At 51.2% G+C, this 18,870-nt stretch carries 15 protein-coding genes; 5 read left to right on the top strand and 10 right to left on the bottom strand.

What is annotated here, in order from left to right; genetic code table 11:
• Window positions 1-45 precede the first annotated feature (45 nt).
• Window positions 46-369 carry a helix-turn-helix transcriptional regulator gene (locus DWW52_RS10175; RefSeq protein ID WP_118715659.1) on the bottom strand — a complete coding sequence of 108 codons (324 nt, stop codon included), beginning with the start codon at window positions 367-369 and terminating at the stop codon, window positions 46-48.
• A gap of 245 nt (window positions 370-614) precedes the next feature.
• Here DWW52_RS10175 and DWW52_RS10170 point away from each other — a divergent pair, with 245 nt between their 5' ends.
• From DWW52_RS10170 to DWW52_RS10160, 3 genes are all read left to right on the top strand, one after another.
• The gene (locus DWW52_RS10170; RefSeq protein ID WP_118715406.1) at window positions 615-881 is read left to right on the top strand and encodes a GNAT family N-acetyltransferase; all 267 of its coding nucleotides are present in this window, start codon (window positions 615-617) and stop codon (window positions 879-881) included.
• A gap of 282 nt (window positions 882-1,163) precedes the next feature.
• Complete coding sequence (locus DWW52_RS10165; RefSeq protein ID WP_118715405.1) at window positions 1,164-2,426, top strand: HAMP domain-containing sensor histidine kinase; 1,263 nt, start codon at window positions 1,164-1,166, stop codon at window positions 2,424-2,426.
• 107 nt (window positions 2,427-2,533) lie between these two features.
• Complete coding sequence (locus DWW52_RS10160; RefSeq protein ID WP_118715404.1) at window positions 2,534-3,466, top strand: DMT family transporter; 933 nt, start codon at window positions 2,534-2,536, stop codon at window positions 3,464-3,466.
• Window positions 3,467-3,474: 8 nt separating this feature from the next.
• Here the strand turns inward: DWW52_RS10160 and DWW52_RS10155 are convergent, their stop codons facing one another.
• Together DWW52_RS10155 and DWW52_RS10150 are read right to left on the bottom strand one after the other, a co-directional pair.
• Window positions 3,475-3,768: a hypothetical protein gene (locus tag DWW52_RS10155; protein ID WP_118715403.1), complete on the bottom strand. Its 294-nt coding sequence runs from the start codon at window positions 3,766-3,768 to the stop codon at window positions 3,475-3,477.
• A 247-nt stretch (window positions 3,769-4,015) separates the two neighbouring features.
• The gene (locus tag DWW52_RS10150; RefSeq protein ID WP_118715658.1) at window positions 4,016-4,909 is read right to left on the bottom strand and encodes a transporter; all 894 of its coding nucleotides are present in this window, start codon (window positions 4,907-4,909) and stop codon (window positions 4,016-4,018) included.
• A 387-nt stretch (window positions 4,910-5,296) separates the two neighbouring features.
• Between DWW52_RS10150 and DWW52_RS10145 the strand changes: the two genes are divergently transcribed.
• Window positions 5,297-8,524, top strand: a complete 3,228-nt coding sequence (locus DWW52_RS10145) for an ATP-binding protein (protein WP_118715402.1) — start codon at window positions 5,297-5,299, stop codon at window positions 8,522-8,524.
• Between the two features lie 22 nt (window positions 8,525-8,546).
• Complete coding sequence (locus DWW52_RS10140; protein WP_118715401.1) at window positions 8,547-9,740, top strand: class I SAM-dependent methyltransferase; 1,194 nt, start codon at window positions 8,547-8,549, stop codon at window positions 9,738-9,740.
• 2 nt (window positions 9,741-9,742) lie between these two features.
• Here DWW52_RS10140 and DWW52_RS10135 read toward each other — a convergent pair whose 3' ends face one another.
• The 7 genes from DWW52_RS10135 to DWW52_RS10100 all read right to left on the bottom strand — a co-directional run bounded on the left by DWW52_RS10135 (window position 9,743) and on the right by DWW52_RS10100 (window position 18,780).
• A complete protein-coding gene (locus DWW52_RS10135; protein ID WP_118715400.1) occupies window positions 9,743-10,318 on the bottom strand; it encodes a K(+)-transporting ATPase subunit C in 576 nt (191 codons plus the stop codon).
• Window positions 10,319-10,337: 19 nt separating this feature from the next.
• Window positions 10,338-12,377 carry a potassium-transporting ATPase subunit KdpB gene (gene kdpB / locus DWW52_RS10130; protein ID WP_118715399.1) on the bottom strand — a complete coding sequence of 680 codons (2,040 nt, stop codon included), beginning with the start codon at window positions 12,375-12,377 and terminating at the stop codon, window positions 10,338-10,340.
• Between the two features lie 27 nt (window positions 12,378-12,404).
• Window positions 12,405-14,102, bottom strand: a complete 1,698-nt coding sequence (kdpA, locus tag DWW52_RS10125) for a potassium-transporting ATPase subunit KdpA (RefSeq protein WP_118715398.1) — start codon at window positions 14,100-14,102, stop codon at window positions 12,405-12,407.
• A gap of 27 nt (window positions 14,103-14,129) precedes the next feature.
• On the bottom strand, window positions 14,130-14,177 hold the full coding sequence (locus DWW52_RS21380) for a potassium-transporting ATPase subunit F (protein WP_229031778.1): 48 nt from the start codon (window positions 14,175-14,177) through the stop codon (window positions 14,130-14,132).
• A gap of 844 nt (window positions 14,178-15,021) precedes the next feature.
• Complete coding sequence (locus tag DWW52_RS10110) at window positions 15,022-16,368, bottom strand: sigma-54 dependent transcriptional regulator (protein WP_118715657.1); 1,347 nt, start codon at window positions 16,366-16,368, stop codon at window positions 15,022-15,024.
• A gap of 163 nt (window positions 16,369-16,531) precedes the next feature.
• Entirely contained in the window at window positions 16,532-17,206 is a 675-nt protein-coding gene (locus DWW52_RS10105; RefSeq protein ID WP_118715395.1) for a hypothetical protein, read from the bottom strand.
• Window positions 17,207-17,301: 95 nt separating this feature from the next.
• A complete protein-coding gene (locus DWW52_RS10100; RefSeq protein WP_118715394.1) occupies window positions 17,302-18,780 on the bottom strand; it encodes a hypothetical protein in 1,479 nt (492 codons plus the stop codon).
• Between the last annotated feature and the right edge of the window lie 90 nt (window positions 18,781-18,870).

The raw sequence follows: 18,870 nt of genomic DNA, 5'->3' as shown, positions 1-18,870 counted from the left end.
TACGTATTTCGTAGAACTACGAACATTACATGCAAAAAAATAGTGTTACCCGCAACACGATTTTTTCTTCTTACACTCGCAAAAGAACCCGGCAAACAAAGCACTGGCCAATTCCCAGTTTTCACGGTTAATACAATACTTCACCTTCGGGGTCTCAATCTCCCCCTGGATCAATCCCGAATCTTTCAACTCCTTCAAATGCTGCGAAACCGTTGCTTTAGCAATAGGCAATTCCTCGTGAATCTCCCCGAAATAACAATTCTCTTGTTTCACCAAGAAATCCAAGATAGCCATTCTGGCCGGATGCCCCATGGCCTTCGCAAAACGAGCAATCTTCTCTTGCTCTTCCGTGTATTTCTTCTTCTCCATAATATCATTGTTCGTTGTTCGCAAATATACGAACACTTTTCTAATATCCAAATCATCTCTCCCTAAAAAATCATAAAATTCCATCCTAACATACAAACACCTTTTCGACAACCTTCAGAACCACGGCTAAACAGCTCACAATAAACCCGATCAACGTACAGCAAGTAATTTTTAATCGAAAGATTGAAACTGCACGTACTCTTTTATCGTATACTTGATAAATATAAACTCAAAACACTCAGAATATGGAAATTACACATAACAAGACGAACCACGTGTTCGAATTCTCCGAAGGCGGGAATTCGGCCGTGGTAGAATATAAACCCTTTGACGGGGGAATAAACATCATGCACACGTTCGTACCCAAACCCTTGCAGAATAAAGGCTACGGGGCGGCACTAGTAAAACACACGTTAGATTACGCCCGCGCAAACCATTTAAAAGTAATTATAACCTGTCCTTTTGCCCGCGTGTACGTGGCCCGTCATAAAGAATACGAAAATTTGCTTTGACACAAGTTAAACAGAAAAACACTTTCTCGTACTTGATCAGCATTTGAACACTCTTGACTCATTTCAAGAAGTAAAAAAATACACCCTGCATTTATTTTCGCGAAGAACACTCTCCCGGTAGCGGAACCGCTCGCCATTCAATGAGTTACAACGAAAATAAAGCTATATAGTGGTGACTACAACAAGACGATTTTCACAAAAAGATAGAAATTTATAATTCTATCTTTTGGAACATCGGTAAATTATAACAAACTTTGTGGTGAATTACAAGAAGCGTGCAGTATGAATAATCACATTATCATCGCAATATTAATATGTATTATCCTGTTTATCGTATACAAATATATACAGGCTAGACAAATCATTAGCGAGAAAAAAGGGGAAATTGGAACTTCGACAGCGTTATTCAATTTTATCTTACAACATATCAAGTCTTATATTCTTGTCATTGACAGGAATTTTATCGTCGAGAAAACGAATTACTACGCGATAACGAACACGCCTATATCGGAGCAACCCAAGAAAGTCGGGGAACTGATCAACTGTGTCAATTCTATCGCGAAAGGTTGCGGAAACGGGGAACTCTGCCAGACCTGCCCGATCAGACAGGCTATTACCGAAGCGTTTAGAAGCAAAAAAGACTTTTCTAACCTGGAAGCTACCGTTAACCTTCGTTTATCGGAAAAGAAAAACTTAAAATGTAACGTATCCGTGTCGGGTTCCTACATGAACCTGCAAGATCGTCCGGAAATGCTCATCACGATTCATGACATCACGGAACTGAAACAAGCTCAGATCCGGTTAGAAGATGCCCTGTCCAAAACGGAACGAATCGAGAAATCCAAATTCACGTTTCTCGAAAAACTGGGAAATGAAATCAACGACCAGTTAAACTGCATCCTGGGTTGGACAAACCTAGTAAGCACGGACAGCACGCTGACACACAAGCAGCAAAATGAATACATGAACCTGATCTACGAGCATTCGGATCAACTTTCACACATGGCTAACGACGTGTTACGTCTGGCTCGAATCGACGCTCACAAGATCGACCTGCAAATGACCACTTTCTGCCTGCACGAGTTCTGCCAGGACATCATCCTTCTACGAATGAACAACACCCACCCGAACGTGGAACTATACCTGGAAGGAGATTCCCCGAAACTACTCGTCTACACGGATCAACAGAAACTTTACCAGGTCATCATCAACATCCTGTCAAATGCCCAAAAGTTCACGGATAAAGGACATATCAAACTGGCTTATAGCGTGAACAAAGAACAGGACTTGATAGACTTCATCGTGGAAGACACGGGTGTCGGTATGCCTCCGAGAATCCATGCTTATCTTTTCGAGCGATTCTACAAGGCCAACACGTTCACGGACGGACCGGGACTCGGTTTATCTATCTGCAAAGCGTACATCGAGGCCATGGGCGGAACGATCCAATTCACTTCCGCCGAGGGTAGGGGAACACGTTTCCATTTTTCTATAAGAAAAGAACCCATCCCGGCCAATGACGTCGCGTTAGATATGAACAAATAAACAGGAATCCCCCGTGGGCATTTCCTGTTTTTTAATATAATTTACAAGGGGTTACACAACATTCCTCAGGGAAATTCCGTTAATCTCGGAAACAAACGAGGACACGAATGGAGACAACCCGAAAACCGAGAGAGATCATAGGTCATCTTATGGTCTTGTCAACAATCATCATATACAGCTTCAACACGAACTTCATGAAAATACTGATGCCCACCTGGGTCGGGCCTCATGGACTCGTGTTAATCCGTTGCGCTATCATGGCTTGCGGTTTTTGGATCATCTCTCTTTTCCTACCCACGGGCAACCAGGTTAAACCCACGAGAAAAGATATACTGATGATGATGCTCGGCGGTGTTTTAGGAATTGGGGGCAACCTTTTACTATACATCAACGGATTGAACATCACCGGCCCTGTCGACGCTTTTGTCATCCGAACCGTGCAACCGATTATCGTGATCGCCCTCGCCGTCCTGATCCTGCATGCCAGTTTCAACAAATACAAAGCCATCGGTATTGCCCTGGGACTTGCCGGAACTCTTTACGTTTCGATCATGCCTCACACGGGGCCCGTGAAAGACTCGTTCTCGGGAGACGTTCTCATTTTCGTTTCCTCCATATTCAACGCCCTGTACCTCATCCTGATCAAACCGTACACCCAGAAATTCAATTCCGTGATCGTCATGCGCTGGATGAGCCTGGCCGCGGTGATCATCGTGCTTCCTTTCGGACTTCATCAAGTCCTCACAGCGCCCCTGTTCACCTCGGAAACTCCGGTACATATCTGGTTAGAACTAGGATTCGTTCTTGTCTTCGCCACGATGATCGCCTATTTCCTGAATCTAAAAGCGTTGCAATACATTACCCCTTTCGTGGAAAGCGTGTATTACTACCTTCTTCCCGTCACCGGGGCCATCGTATCCATCTCCCTCGGATTACAGAAATTCTCGTGGCACGACCCGATTGCCCTAGTGTTAATTATCGCCGGGTTCCTACTTATCAATAAAAAAACAACCCCCAAAATCGTAACCAGTAAACCTTAAGTTACCCATCAGGATAATGTTTTCATTTTCTTGAGCAGTTCCGCTAATGCCAACTTATGCTTCACCATAGTTTCCTGCATCTCCATCCGGAACTCCGCATCTTGCATCATATTGGGAAACTCTAACAACATCCCCAGCGTATTCATTATCGCGTGTGACTCTTCCACGCTTCCAAGCAGTACCTCGATAAACCTCTTCTTCCTTTCCTCGTCCGTGAATAATATATCCACCTCTTTCCGTAACTTATCATTAACACATACCAATTCATGATCATCAGCATGTTCCACTTTATCATTCTCCATAGGTCATTTCATTTTTTTATTCATGTAAAAATTATTTACCTGCGCGGTCATTTCCTCTGGAATAAGCGTTTCAATTCCGGTCGATTCCAGGTAAGATTTAATCATATAAGCATCCTGCAACATCGTAACAGTATGCACACCCTCCAATTATTCATAATTATATCAATTCTATTAGCATTTTCTCTTCCCTACCGATACTCGCATGTAAGATAATACATTTTTACAATATCTCCAAACTTTTATCTTTCTACCCCTCTTGCTTCTTTTTATACCACAACTGCAAAGCATTCATACTATTTTGCCACAGCACATAAGCCGCGGGACCAATTGACGAGAGCGGGGAAAGATACACCTGTGCCATCCAGATCGCCAGAATCGTATTCTTCTGTCCGAGTCCCTGTCCCCCGGCAATCGTTTCCCCGTGACGACGCCCGATATACCGTCCTAGGGCAAACTGCCCGATACAAAGCAACAAAGCGGCGAAAGCCATCAGGAACTCTTCCCCGTAATTCTTACTATCCTGCTGCATGATAAACGAAACCGTTTTCCCCATCACGATCGTCAAACCCAACGACCACAGGTAAAAAGATATACTTTGATGATTCCTCAACACCTTATGCACGGAAGGAACAAAATATTCAAGTACCCACGCCCCAGCCAGTGGAAGTAACAACAAAGGACCAACCTGACGACAAACATACCAGAAAGAAGCCCCGAAAGATACCCCCTCCTGCCCCCCGACAAGCGAAAAGATCACGGGAGCCACGACCGCCACGCAAAGATTACTAGCCAGCGTGTACGTCGCAAGACAAGACACGCTTCCTCCCAGCATCCCGGTAATCACCGCCGCGGCAACCGCCGTCGGAGCCAGCACGCAAATCATCATCGCCTCGCCCAACAACGGGTCGAAAAAACGCAACACACCGTACACAAACACGCTACCGAACACCTGAATCGCCAACATCCAGGCATGTAACCTCGTGAAACGCATTTCCCGGATTGACAAACGACAACACGTGATCAACAGCATCACCGAAATCAAATAGGGCGTTAAGAAAGAGAACAGGCTAAAAAAAGAATAAAACACCCCTCCGCTTAACATCGCCAAAGGCAACATCCATGTTTTTAATCGCTCTAACACGTCTTTATCATTTTTAATAACCTCCGGCAAGTTGCAAGCTACAGGTCACATTTGCCTTCGGCAAGTTACAGGTTAATTTCCCACCTCGGCCAACACTCCTTTCACCCTATACTATACAAGTCATTTTCAATTAATTTATTTCAACACAAAGAAACGCCGAATTCGTTAATAATCCAAATAAAAATAGGTCTGTAAAATCCATCAGGTCCATAAAGTCCGTAAAGTCCACTAACTTTAGAGACCAGAGCTAAAGAGTTTAAACGCTTTAGCCCTTCCTTCCCCCGTTTTTAGCCTCGAACAATAACAATCTTACCTTTTTTTATCTACATTTGCTACCCGAAAATAACATCACCTAGATAACAAACCTGCCACAAATTAGACACGATTATGTTTGAGACAAGCAACACCTCAATTCCGAAAAGTGAATTAGAACATTTACGAGAGCATGAGTTCATCCTCAACGAACTCCAAAAATCGGCAAAAATCGGCTGGTGGAAAGTAAACTTCAACACGCACAAGATCATTTGCTCGGACTACATCGTGGATATACTGGATCTTAAAAGCAACATCATGACCGTTGATGAACTTCTGGATATCATCAACGCGGGACACAGGCAGCGGGTTTCAAACACGTTCATTCATATCCGGACCCAAAACTTTTATGACGAAGTATTCCCGATCCGGACCAAATACGGTGAATTATGGATACATTCCAAGCTAGGTAACAAAATCATACAGGCAGACAACACCATCACGGCTATCGGCTACTCGCAAATTCTTGACGAGGAAACCAGCGCCACGCTTTACAAACAGAACAAAGGTTCCCGTTTAAAAGAATTATTAATTCGCCAATTCTCGCTATCCCAGTCTCTATCGAATTTCCTGAAAACAACCGATACCCGGAAAGCGATCACGGACACCCTGCAAGAACTACTACATCAGTTTAACGGCGACCGGACCTACATCTTCGAATACGACAAGAAAAAAGGCACGCAAAGTTGCATCTACGAGGCCACCCGCGAAGGGGTCACCCCGGAGATCGACACGCTACAAGGTATAGACATCAATAGCAACCAATGGTGGAGTAAACAAATACTCAACAACATCCCGATCATCCTCAACAACCTTGACGAGATGCCCCCGGACTCAGAGAATGATAAACAAGTCCTCGCCCGTCAAAACATCGCTTCGCTCATGGTATTTCCCCTGATATCCGCCAAGGGAATCTGGGGATACATGGGAATTGACATCGTTGACAAGCCTCGCTTGTGGAGCACCATCGACAGGGAATGGTTCTCGGCCATCTCCAACATCATCAATATCTGCATCGAGTTACGCTCATCCGAGAAAAAGGCACAAATCGAAAGAGAATATTTCAAAAGCCTCTACGACCACATGCCGATCGGTTACCTCCGCCTGCAACTCCTCTACGATGAAACAGGCAAGGCCAACAATTACAAATACCTCGACGCGAACCCGGCTTTTTATAACATCATCGGCTCCGCCCCGGGAACATACATCGGACTAACAGCCAAAGACATCGGAATGGACAAACCCGAAGAAATCGGAGTACTACAACGAGTCGTGTCATCAGGCAGGACCCATGAAGGTAACCGGACACTACCTGTTACAGGCCGGCAATACCACGTCATCATCTACCCGCAAAGTCAGGACGAAATCGTCGCACTCTTCACCGATATCACGGAACAGATGAAAACCATGGAAGCCCTCCGTCGCAGCGAAGAGACTTTACGCAACATATACAAGAATATCCCCGTCGGGATCGAAATCTATGACAGCGCGGGAATTCTACTCGACCTGAACGACATCGAATCCGAGATATTCGGTTTCGAGCGCAAAGAAGACGTGCTGGGAGTTAACCTGTTCGACAACCCGAATCTTCCCGTACAGCACCTTGAAGCACTACAACAAGGGAAAGAAATCATGTTCCCCCTCACGTACAAATTCTCAAGCGTAAACAAAACATATTACAACACGAAACACGAGGGAACGAGAAACCTCACCGTGAAAGGCACCTGCCTCTACGACCTGAATCATAACATCACGAACTACCTTCTCATCGTCATCGACAACACCGACGCCTTGAAAGCGTACCGCAAGATCGAAGAATTCGAAACCTTGTTCAACGACATCGCCGAATTCTCCAAGGTAGGTATTTGTCGCTGGAACCCTCTACGTGACAGCTTTTTCGGCTCGGACGTCTGGTTCCAAAACCTGAACCAAACCCCACGCCCGATTCACAATATCACCGAGGCGTACGAACACGTACACCCGGAAGACCTCCCGCGACTAACCCGTTTCTTCAAGGATGTCATCGACGGGGAGGAACAAAAATTCTCCGACCAGATCCGTATCCGTTTCGGGGACTCCTGGCGTTGGATGCGCGTTCGTTTCAAGGTCAAGGAATACAATCCGCGCAACGGGGTCATCGAACTCATCGGGCTCAACATCGACATCACCGAATTAAAAGAGACAGAGAAAGAACTCATCACCGCCAAGCAGAAAGCCGAAGAGTCCGACCGCCTCAAATCCGCTTTCCTCGCGAACATGAGCCACGAGATACGCACACCGCTCAACGCCATCGTCGGCTTCTCCAACCTGCTGACCGAAACCGACGACCTAGCCGACCGGGAACTCTACATTTCCGTAATCCAGAAGAATAACGAACTTCTATTACAACTCATTTCCGACATACTCGACCTCTCCAAGATCGAGGCCGGCACCTTCGACGTGAACTACGCGGAAGTCGACGTGAACGCCCTGTGCGAGGAAATAATCCGCGCGCACGCCATGAAACTATCCGAAAACGTCATCCTCACCTTCGAGGATCACCTCCCGCGTTGCTTCATCAGCAGCGACAGGAACCGGATTAACCAAGTCCTGTCGAACTTCATCAACAACGCGATCAAGTTCACCGACCACGGCCACATCCGGGTGGGTTATCAAACTACCGGGGAACACCTCAAATTCTACGTGCAAGACTCGGGTATCGGTATCTCCCCCGAAAACCAGAAACAAATCTTCGACCGTTTCGTCAAACTGGATTCTTTCGCCAGGGGTACCGGGCTGGGACTACCCATCTGCAAAAGCATCATCAATAAACTCGGCGGGAGCATCGGAGTTGAATCAACCTTGGGCGTGGGATCACGATTCTGGTTCACGCTCCCCTACAACCAGCAACCCCAAATCAACGAGCCCGACACGATCAAGTCACGGCAACTTCCCCGGACACCCGATAATGCCCGTAAAAAGATTCTGGTAGCGGAAGACACGGATAGTAATTTTGTCCTTGTCTCGACAATCCTGCGCGATAATTACGACATCATCCGTGCCCGCACGGGAGAAGAAGCCACCAGATTGCACGGCGAACACCGCCCCGACCTGATCCTCATGGACATCCGCATGCCGGACCTCGACGGCCTCGCCGCGACACGGAGAATCCGGGAGACAGACCCCGATGTCAAGATCATTGCCCTCTCTGCCTTCGCCTACGACAGCGACAAGCAAAAAGCCTTTGACGCCGGATGCAATGACTACATGGTAAAACCGATCTCCCCAAGCCAGCTAAAAAGAATCATTCAGATATATTTATAACCCGACAAACACGCACCACCACATGACGTTACATCCCGACATACTCCGTTTCATACAGGAACATCTCGATGACGATCCCGAACAGTTATCGTGGAAAAAGAACGAATACCCGGACGACCGGGTCGTACTGACCGTAGAACAAATTCATGCCCGGAAAAACATCCGGGACAAACTCCCCGCGTGGCACGCCTACCGGGAAATATACTACCCCTCCAGGCTCTCCACCGAGCAATGTTCCTCGGAAGCGACCGCCCGGTACAAGGCTCAACTCGCCACGGGCACTTCCCTTTGCGACCTCACGGGAGGCTTGGGAGTTGATTCCTACTTCTTTTCCCGCGTGACAGACTGCGTGACATACGTGGAACAAAACCCCGCGTACTGCGATGCCGCCCGTGCCAACTTCCGCGTACTCGGAGCGAAGAACATCGAAGTCATCAACGCCGATGCCACCACCGTGGCCCACCGCGTCAACGCCGACACCTACTACATCGACCCCGCACGCCGGGCCCTCGACAACAAACGGGTATTCGCCCTCACCGACTACACCCCGAACGTGCTCGAAATAAAAGAAACCCTACTCCGGCAAGGCCAACGCCTGATCATCAAAATCTCGCCCATGGCCGATCTGTCCGCAGTCATGTTACTTTTGCCCGAAACCACCGATATCCACGTGATCTCCGTCCGCAACGAATGCAAGGAACTCCTGTTCGTGCTGGGCAAAACCCCCGTCGACCAGCCCGTGAACATCCATACCGTGAACTTCGCCACCAACGAAGAACAGCACTTCACGTTCTCCTTCGACGAGGAACGGGAAGCCCTTCCCCGTTATACCGACACGGTCGGGAAATACCTCTACGAGCCTAACAGTTCGCTCCTCAAAGGAGGAGCCTTCAAACTCGTTACCAGTCGTTACGGAATAAGCAAATTGCACCAACACAGTCACCTTTACACCTCCGACAATCCCGTCGAGAACTTTCCAGGACGAACATTCCAAGTGGACGAAGTGCTGGAATTCTCCGGCAAGCTACTGAAACAAATCTCCCGCGCCATTCCCCGGGCAAACCTCACCACCCGCAACTTCAAACTTTCGGTCAGTGAACTACGTTCCCGTTCAAAAATAAAGGACGGCGGGGACATCTATCTCTTCGCCACAACCTTACGCGACAATCGCCCCGTCCTCATCCGAACCCGGAAAAACGAGAAAGAGAAAGGATAAAACTAATCGGCGTTCTCGTCCAACGCCAGATTTAGTTTCAGAACATTCACCTTTGCCGGACCAAACATCCCGCACAAAGGCCCTTGAAGCGTCATCCCGACGATTTCTTTCACCTTCTCCTCGGACAGCCCGCGGGCAGTGGCGACACGTTTCACCTGAGCGTAGGCCGAGGCCACGGAAATATCCGGATCCAGCCCGCTACCGCTTGCTGTCACGATGTCGGCGGGAACCTCCTCCCGTTTCAAGTAGGGATGCTTCACCAGGAAAGTATCCACGCGGCTCTCGACCTCGGCCAGGTACTCCTCGTTCGTCGTTCCCTTGTTACTACCGCAAGAACTGGAAGCATCGTAACCGTCCCCGGCACAGGACGGGCGTCCCCAGAAATAAATATCTTTCGTGAACTTCTGGCCCACGTTGGCGCCCCCGACCACCTTCCCATCCAGCAACACCACCTCGGCATTACCACCGTTCGGTCCCGCCACCTTGGCGAACACCCAAAGTACAAATATATAGAAGACACTGAAAAACACGCAGAACACCAGTGTCAACCTTAATGATTTCAATAAATTAGATTTCATGACTATACTTTATTTAACTTTATAACAAACAACTGATTAACAGGTCGATCAACTTGATCCCGATAAACGGGGCGATAATCCCACCCAACCCGTAGATCAACATATTCCGGCGCAGGAGGGCGGAAGCCCCTATCGGCTTGTAAGCCACCCCTTTCAAGGCCAGCGGGATAAGCAACGGGATAATGACCGCGTTGAAGATCACCGCCGACAGGATAGCACTTTCCGGACTGTGCAATCCCATGATATTCAACACACCCAGCGAGGGTATCGTCACCATGAACAGGGCGGGAACGATAGCGAAATACTTGGCCACGTCGTTAGCGATACTGAACGTGGTAAGCGTCCCCCGCGTCATCAACAACTGCTTGCCGATCTCCACGATCTCGATCAACTTCGTCGGGTCATTATCCAGATCGACCATATTCCCCGCCTCCTTGGCCGCCTGCGTGCCGCTGTTCATGGCAACCCCCACGTCAGCCTGCGCCAGAGCCGGGGCGTCATTCGTGCCGTCGCCCATCATGGCCACCAGTTTACCCTCCTGCTGCTCCTTCCGGATGTACTCCATCTTGTCCTCCGGCTTGGCCTCGGCGATAAAATCATCCACCCCCGCTTTCCCGGCGATATACTTCGCCGTCAACGGGTTATCCCCCGTCACCATGACCGTCTTCACGCCCATCTTTCGCAACCGCTCGAAGCGTTCCCGGATACCCGGTTTTATAATATCCTGCAACTCGATCACACCCACGATTCTCTCGTTCTCGCTGACCACCAGCGGCGTTCCCCCGTTACCGGAGATAACGCGGATTATCTCCTCCATTTCCGCGGGGATACCGTTCCCAGCCTTCGCGGCGATCCCCCGGATCGCGTCAAACGCCCCCTTGCGGATACGGGTCCCGTCAGCCAGATCGACCCCGGAACAACGGGTTTCCGCCGTGAACTTGATCATCCGCGTCACCGCCGCGTCGATATCCCGCGCCCGCGGGTTACTCTCGCATCCCAGCTCCACGATAGACTTCCCCTCCGGCGTGTCATCGGAAAGCGAGGACAACATGCAGGCCCGCACGAAACGCTTCTCCTCGACCCCCTCGGCCGGGTAAAAACGGGTGGCCTTCCGGTTACCGATCGTGATCGTCCCCGTCTTGTCGAGCAGCAACGTGTCCACGTCACCCGCCGTCTCCACGGCCTTCCCCGATTTCGTGATCACGTTGGCACGCAACGCCCGGTCCATCCCGGCGATACCGATAGCGGAAAGCAATCCCCCGATCGTGGTCGGGATCAGGCACACGAACAACGAGATAAAAGCGGCCACGGTGATATTCGTTCCCACGTAATCACCGAAAGGCTTCAGCGTGGCGCACACGATCACGAAAACCAGCGTGAACCCGGCCAACAGGATCGTCAGGGCGATCTCGTTCGGCGTCTTCTGCCGGGAAGCCCCTTCCACGAGCGCGATCATCTTGTCAAGAAAACTCTCGCCCGGTTGCGTGGTAACCATCACCCGTACCCGGTCGGAAAGCACCCTCGTTCCCCCGGTCACGGAACTCTTGTCGCCTCCCGCCTCGCGAATCACCGGGGCACTCTCGCCCGTGATCGCGCTCTCGTCGATCGAGGCCAGCCCCTCGATAATCTCCCCGTCAGAAGGGATCACGTCGCCCGCCTCGCACACGAAAACATCGCCTTTCTTCAACCGGGAACTGCTCACCACCCGGATCGTCCCGTTCTCCACCAGCTTGGCCGGGGTCTCCTCCCTCGTCTTTCGCAGGCTGTCGGCCTGCGCCTTCCCCCTCGCCTCCGCGATAGCCTCCGCGAAATTGGCGAACAACAACGTGACAAACAATATAACGGAAACAGCCACGTTATAACCGAACGCACCCTGATCCGTGACCCCGGCGAACAGGAAATACAAGGTCGCCACGATCATCAACGCCGTGCAGACCTCCACGATAAACATCACGGGATTCCTGACCATCATTCGGGGGTCTAACTTCACGAACGACTGCTTCAAGCTCTCCAGCACCAGTTCCCGCGGGAAAAGTGAAGTTGATTTATTGGATTTCATATCTATATTCTATTTACAATTCAACAACTAAAATGACAAATAATCAGCGATAGGCCCCAGCGTCAGTACCGGGAAAAACGACAACGCCGCCACGATAAAGATCACGAGAAAAGTCATGATCGCGAACGTCGAGGTATCGGTCTTCAACGTCCCCGCGCTCTCCGGGATGAACTTCTTGCCGGCGAGCAATCCCGCGATAGCCACCTGCCCCACGATCGGGAGATAACGCCCCATGATCAGCACGATACCGCAAGTGTAATTCCAGAAATAGGTGTTATCGCTCAAACCCTCGAAACCCGAACCGTTGTTGGCCGCTGATGAAGTGTACTCGTACAGCATCTCGCTCAAACCGTGAAACGAGGGATTATTCAACCAGGTCGCCGCCAGTTCCGGATCGTGTGCCACCAGGAAACTGGCTATCGCCGTGAACAACAGGATAAAAAACGGGTGAGACAACGCCACGATCATCGCGATCTTCATCTCCCTCGCCTCCACCTTCCGCCCCAGGAACTCGGGTGTACGCCCCACCATCAAACCACTGATAAACACGGCAATAATGATAAACACGTAATAATTCATGAATCCCACACCGACACCGCCGAACCAGCAATTAATCATCATATTCAGCATCGCGAGCATCCCCGTCATCGGTGTCAGGCTATCGTGCATGCCATTTACCGAACCGTTGGAAGTAACCGTGGTCGTCTGGCTCCACAACGCGGTCCCGGCCGAACCGACGCGTATCTCCTTCCCTTCCATGCTCCCCAACTCCTGACTAATACCCATCCGGGCGATCTGGTCGCTTCCCCGCATCTCGAAATAATGCGCCCCGACCACGCCTACCAGATAGGCGAACAGCATCACGCCGAAAATGGTAAAGGCCAGTTTCTTCCGCTTCAAATAAAATCCCAGGGCAAACACCATCGCCATCGGGATAACCAGGATCGACCAGCACTCCACCATGTTCGTGAGGAAAGTCGGGTTCTCTAGCGGGTGGGAAGAATTTACCCCGAAATACCCTCCCCCGTTCGTCCCCAACTGCTTGATCGGCACGATCGCCGCCGCGGGACCTTGCGAGATCATCTGGGTCTCTCCCTCCAGGGTCGTCACCTCCATCTTCCCGTCAAACCCCATCGGCACGCCCTCCACGATCAGGATAAAGCCCACCACCAGGGCCAGCGGGAAAAGAACACGGGTGCAACTCTTCACGAGCAACGCCCAGAAATTACCGAAATCACTCGTCGTTCTCGCGGCCATGGCCCGGAAAATACCCGCCAGCGCGGCCATACCCGTGGCGGCAGTGATAAACTGGAACAACATGATCACGAACAACTGCGTGAAATAAGTCAACCCCGACTCCCCGCTATAATGCTGCAAATTGCAATTCACCATAAAACTGATACACGTGTTGAACGCCTGGTCGGGAGTCTGTCCCGGATTCCCGTCCGGGTTCAACGGCAGGTGTCCTTGTGCCACCAGCAAGAACATTCCCCAGAAAAACCAGAAAACGTTGATGGTGAGCAACGCCACCAGAAACTTCTTCCAGTTCATCGACTCGGCCGGGTTAATCCCGCTCAACCTGAACATCCATTTCTCGACGGGAGCCATGAAATCCGTCCACACCCGCTCCCCCTTGTACACTTTCGCGATATAACGCCCGAGGGGATAAGCCAATACCACCATCAGGACTACCTGCAACACGCTTCCTAGAATCTCTGTATTCATCTTTTCAATCTTTCTTGATACCTCTTCCTAAAACTTCTCCGGCTTGATCAACACGTACATCATGTACCCGAACATCGCCACGCTGACAATAAATAGTACTGTAAACATCACTTCCCTCCTTTAAATCTTTTCAAACCAACCGATACACTTGAAGAAAAACCAGTAACAGGCCACGCCCGTCAAACACAAGAAAATAAATGATAACACTTGTTCCATAATTCTACCTATTAATTCATTACTCTTTGCCCTCCCCCGTACCAAAGCCATGCCACGAACGGGAAACATCATCATAACAAACTAACGAACAAGCAGATAACTACAAAACTATGAAAAGTAAAGACACGCTAAACCCTACCGAAATGAAAGGGTCAACCCTTTCATTTCGGTAAAACATCCCAAACTCCCTCCCCCTTCGGCAAGAATCACCAGCTCCTCCTCTGTTTATGAAGCTGCTGAAAAAGTCCGTTTTGCAAGAAATAACTACCCCCTCCGGCTCCCCCTTACACAGGGGGAGAGTTGATTACCAAGCGGTTTCCCCGCCTGTGTAAGGAGGGGACAGGGGTGGTAGTTCAAATAATGGGACTTTTCCAGTACACTCTGTTTATAGAGTAAACCGCCGGGTAAGCGAGGACAGATCGTGAGCTTGCTCCTTGTCTGTCGAGTGGGAGGCGGTTCGAGACCGCTTCGGGCTCATTTGACCGAAGGCCGGAAGAGTTTGAAAAAGAAAAGATGAAAAGAGTCTACAAAGTCTATAAGGTCTATAAGGTCCATAAAGTCCATAAAGTCTATAAAGTCCGTGGCCCCCCGCGGGGCGCTTGGTCTACGGCAGCTCACGCTGCCGATAAACACCGTCCGAAGGACACCCGTGACCTTATGGACTTTATAGACCTTATGGACTTTATGAACTTTATGGACTTGTTTATTTCTCATTCAACCCGTACTCCTCGATCTTGCGGTAGAGAGTCGTCAACCCGATACGCATCAGCCGGGCCGCCTCCGTCTTGTTGCCGCCCGTGTGTTGGAGCACGCGTCGTATGTGATTCTTCTCGATACAGGCCAGCTCGAAATCGGAGAACTCCCGTGTTCCACCGGAAACGGGGCGTTGCAACTCGATCGGCAGGTCGTCCACCGTCAGGCGATCGTCGTCCGCGATGACGATACCCCTTTCCACCACGTTGCGCAACTCCCGCACGTTCCCGCGCCAGTCGTGACGTTTCAGGCACTCGATACACGCGGGATCAATCTCCAGCTCTTTCCCCTTGATCCTCATGGCGATTTGCCGCGCGAAAGCCCGGGCGTACACCTCGATATCCTCCACCCGCTCCCGCAACGGGGGCAACGGGATTCGGAACACGGAAAGACGGTAATACAAATCCTCGCGGAAACGCCCGCCCTCGATCTCCCGCGTCAAGTCGCGATTGGTCGCCGCGATAACCCGCGCGTCAACCTTCACGGGTTTCGTGTCACCAACCCGGATAAACTCCCCCGATTCCAGCACGCGCAACAACTTCGCCTGCAAGTCAAAAGCCATCTCCCCGATCTCGTCGAGGAAAATCGTGCCGTGATCGGCTTCCTCGAACAATCCCTTCTTGCTCTTCAAGGCCCCCGTGAAAGCCCCCGCCACGTGACCGAACATCTCGCTCTCCAGCAACTCCTTGCTGAATGCCGCACAATTCACGGCCACGAAAGACTTCTTCGCCCGGTCGCTGTTCCGGTGGATCGCCCGCGCGAACACCTCCTTCCCCGTCCCCGTCTCCCCCGTCAACAGCACGGGAACATCCGTCACCGACACCTTCCGGGCCAGCTCCACCGCCTCCCGTATCGCCCCGGATTTACCCAGTATCGTGTCGAAAGAATATTCCCGTCCCGCCGGTGGCACGGCCTGGCATTCCCGCTTCGCCCGCGCCACCTGCTCCATCGCCCGGCTGATCAACGGGATAATCCGGTTATTATCGTCCCCTTTCGTGAGATAATCGAACGCGCCGTTCTTGATCGCCCGCACCCCGTCGGGAATATTCCCGTGAGCGGTCAGCATGATCACCTCCGCCAGCGGCTTCAACCGCTTGATCTCGCCGATCAGCTCCACCCCGTTCCCGTCCGGCAACCGCACGTCGCACAACACCACGTCCGGGTCGTGTGCCACCACCTGTTTCAAACCGCTCTTGCAGCAATCCGCCTGCAAAACCTCGTACCCCTCCAGACCTATAATCCGGGACAACAATCCCCTTATTTGATTCTCGTCATCAATGATCAGTACTCTATTCATAAACATATCTATACAGCCACGAATATACGATTGAAAATCGAGAATTGAAAGTTGAACACGAAAAAAGGTTCCCGGTAACAAATAATAACTATCCCCTCCGGCCTTCCCCACGAATTACCAAGCGATTTCCCCGCCCGTGCAAGGAGGGGCTAAAGGTGGCAGTTCAAGATAAGAAATATTGATCATCCGAGTAAGCTCTCTTGTCCACCCGTTCGAAGAACAGGTAGACGTGCGCGACGGCACCGTACTTCGGGTCGAGCGTGATACTGGCGGCCCCGTGTCCCCGGAGAGCGTGGGGATCAATCAGCACGGGGCGATCGCGATACTCGTCGTAGAGCAGGCCTACCAGCAGGCGGTCGGAGCCCCTCGCGTGAGGGCAATCGCGGTCGTCGTGCCACGTGAACATCACGACCTCCCCCACGCGGGTCACCGCCATGTCCCACGGCATCCCCAACTCGCCCCGGCTGAAATGGAACAGGGCCGGGCATCCCACCTCGTTGCCGTTCATGTACTTGTGATTGATCGCATGGAAACAATTGTCTCCCGTGTGGGCCACGCGCCGCATCCACTCCGCGAAGAAATCCCACGCGGGATAAGGCAACATCACCACGACCCGGAACGCCTTGTAGAACTTCCGTTGTCCCCGGAACGACTCGTTACACGCCTGTTGTTTCTCCGAACGTCGTTTCCGTCGCTCGCCGCGTCGCTTGTTCGGTTGCCGGTTCCTGCTCGTCCGTGCCACGTACGTGTTATCCTTCTTGCGAGTAATCGTCTGCCCGCTTACCCGGATACGCTTCTGTCCCGTGAGCAGGCTGGTTATTGATGATAATATTCCCATGATCGTTGAAACTTATACACGTTCTTCTTCCGGGTGACAAGATAAAACCACTACCCCTAGCCCCTCCTCGCACGAACTCGACAACTATTTGGTAATCAACTATTCCCCCGTGCAACGGGGAGCCGGAGGGGGTAGTCATCGCTCGCAAAACCGACTTTTTCCGCGGCCTCTCGTTCCACCCGGGAAGGTTCCCGCATCGTTTTTTCCTCGTGCTTGAACCACCGCGGGCGTTCCACGATCCTCATCTCGTTCCCCGTCGAGCGGGAAAGCGTCGTCGACCAGTATTCCTCGCTGGCGTTGAACGAGGGCAGGTAATAACGTAGCATCGTGACATCAACTGTATGGAAACCAATAGGTGAATGAGCCTCGCTCTCCAGATCCCATTCGTAATTTCCCCGCGAACCTTCCGCCACGATGTCAAACAACCAGTCCACGGCTTCCCTTTTCTCCTCCGTAAATTCACCGAGGTCGGGATAATTGTCAACATACAAGCATAACAGGTTGGGGTCCCACGGGTAGGGACTCCCGTCCAGCATCTGCACGATCGGGTACACGTGCCCGGGAATACTGTACAACTGGCTTTTTATACCGAGGTTAATACACCACGAAGCGAATGCCGCCGACAGCTCCGAGCAATAACCGTTACGGTTGGCGAACACCTCGTCGATACCACGCATGTATTGCATGGTGTTCCCGTTTCGAATCCCGTAGGTGACCCCGTGTTTCAGCATCAAGTAATTAAAGTTTCTCACGCCATCCACCACCTGTTCATCCTCGTAAGCGGCCGCGCCCCAGATGAAATTGGTGTACCCGTCCTCGATCAACTCCCGTTTCATCCGTTCGATGAGCGGGGAGTTCTCGTCGATGTACCCGGCGATCAAGTCTTCGAGGCTGATCGACAGCGTGTCGCCGCTCTCCGCGCACGGGAAATTACCGTAATCGAACTGCTTGAAATGCGCGTACATCTCCGGTCCGTCCCGTTGAACAACCTTGAACCCGTAAGTTACCGCGTTGACCGAGCAGCAGGTAAACGTCCGCTTGTAGGTTTCCACGGGCCGGTCATCAAACGAGATATCCCAGCGCAAGTTAACCGACCTGTCCGCGCACCAGTGACACAACACCTGCCGCTTCCAGTCCACGGGAAACCGGAGGGTCAACGTGTCGGTATCGCCGTATTGATCACCGATATATATTGATCTCGACAACTCCTCGTTAATCTCGCTCCCCGCCATGGTGAGGGTGATTTTCGTGCCCTTGCCGGGATTCAAGAAGGAGACGAAAATATCCTCCGTGATCAGTTCTCGCGCGAACGGGCTCCCGGCATACATGCGGCGCAACCCGTTCGCTTGCAGGATGTACGACGGGAAAAGCCGATCCGGGGCCTCGATCCCGAGGTAGTTCATGGCCGCCGCCTCCACGATCCAGCTCGTGGAGTAATAAAGCGAGTCTTTGCCCGTGCCCTCGTTCCCCGGCTCGATGATCTCCGTAATGTTCGTTTCCTTGCAAGCACCGAGCGCGAGCAGGAAGAGGAAGGCCGCGAGAGCGGTTGTTCTTGTTCCAAATTTTCTGTTCATTTTCAATTTTCAATCGCTAGAGTCGCCCTCGGCAAGTTACAGGTTCGTCTCCCGCCCCCCGGCCACTCCATTTCACACTAAACTTTTATC

The sequence above is a fragment of the Odoribacter sp. AF15-53 genome, assembly GCF_003479425.1.
Taxonomy (GTDB): Bacteria; Bacteroidota; Bacteroidia; order Bacteroidales; family Marinifilaceae; genus Butyricimonas.
The sequence above is the reverse complement of the archived record's forward strand: the minus strand, read 5'-3'. Positions and strand labels throughout refer to the sequence as shown.

Bases quoted from the DNA above. Each gene is read 5' to 3' on its own strand.
- DWW52_RS10175 (WP_118715659.1), bottom strand. From the start codon at position 369: ATGGAGAAGAAGAAATACACGGAAGAGCAAGAGAAGATTGCTCGTTTT.
- DWW52_RS10170 (WP_118715406.1), top strand. From the start codon at position 615: ATGGAAATTACACATAACAAGACGAACCACGTGTTCGAATTCTCCGAA.
- DWW52_RS10165 (WP_118715405.1), top strand. From the start codon at position 1,164: ATGAATAATCACATTATCATCGCAATATTAATATGTATTATCCTGTTT.
- DWW52_RS10160 (WP_118715404.1), top strand. From the start codon at position 2,534: ATGGAGACAACCCGAAAACCGAGAGAGATCATAGGTCATCTTATGGTC.
- DWW52_RS10155 (WP_118715403.1), bottom strand. From the start codon at position 3,768: ATGGAGAATGATAAAGTGGAACATGCTGATGATCATGAATTGGTATGT.
- DWW52_RS10145 (WP_118715402.1), top strand. From the start codon at position 5,297: ATGTTTGAGACAAGCAACACCTCAATTCCGAAAAGTGAATTAGAACAT.
- DWW52_RS10140 (WP_118715401.1), top strand. From the start codon at position 8,547: ATGACGTTACATCCCGACATACTCCGTTTCATACAGGAACATCTCGAT.
- DWW52_RS10135 (WP_118715400.1), bottom strand. From the start codon at position 10,318: ATGAAATCTAATTTATTGAAATCATTAAGGTTGACACTGGTGTTCTGC.
- kdpB (WP_118715399.1), bottom strand. From the start codon at position 12,377: ATGAAATCCAATAAATCAACTTCACTTTTCCCGCGGGAACTGGTGCTG.
- kdpA (WP_118715398.1), bottom strand. From the start codon at position 14,102: ATGAATACAGAGATTCTAGGAAGCGTGTTGCAGGTAGTCCTGATGGTG.
- DWW52_RS10110 (WP_118715657.1), bottom strand. From the start codon at position 16,368: ATGAATAGAGTACTGATCATTGATGACGAGAATCAAATAAGGGGATTG.
- DWW52_RS10105 (WP_118715395.1), bottom strand. From the start codon at position 17,206: ATGGGAATATTATCATCAATAACCAGCCTGCTCACGGGACAGAAGCGT.
- DWW52_RS10100 (WP_118715394.1), bottom strand. From the start codon at position 18,780: ATGAACAGAAAATTTGGAACAAGAACAACCGCTCTCGCGGCCTTCCTC.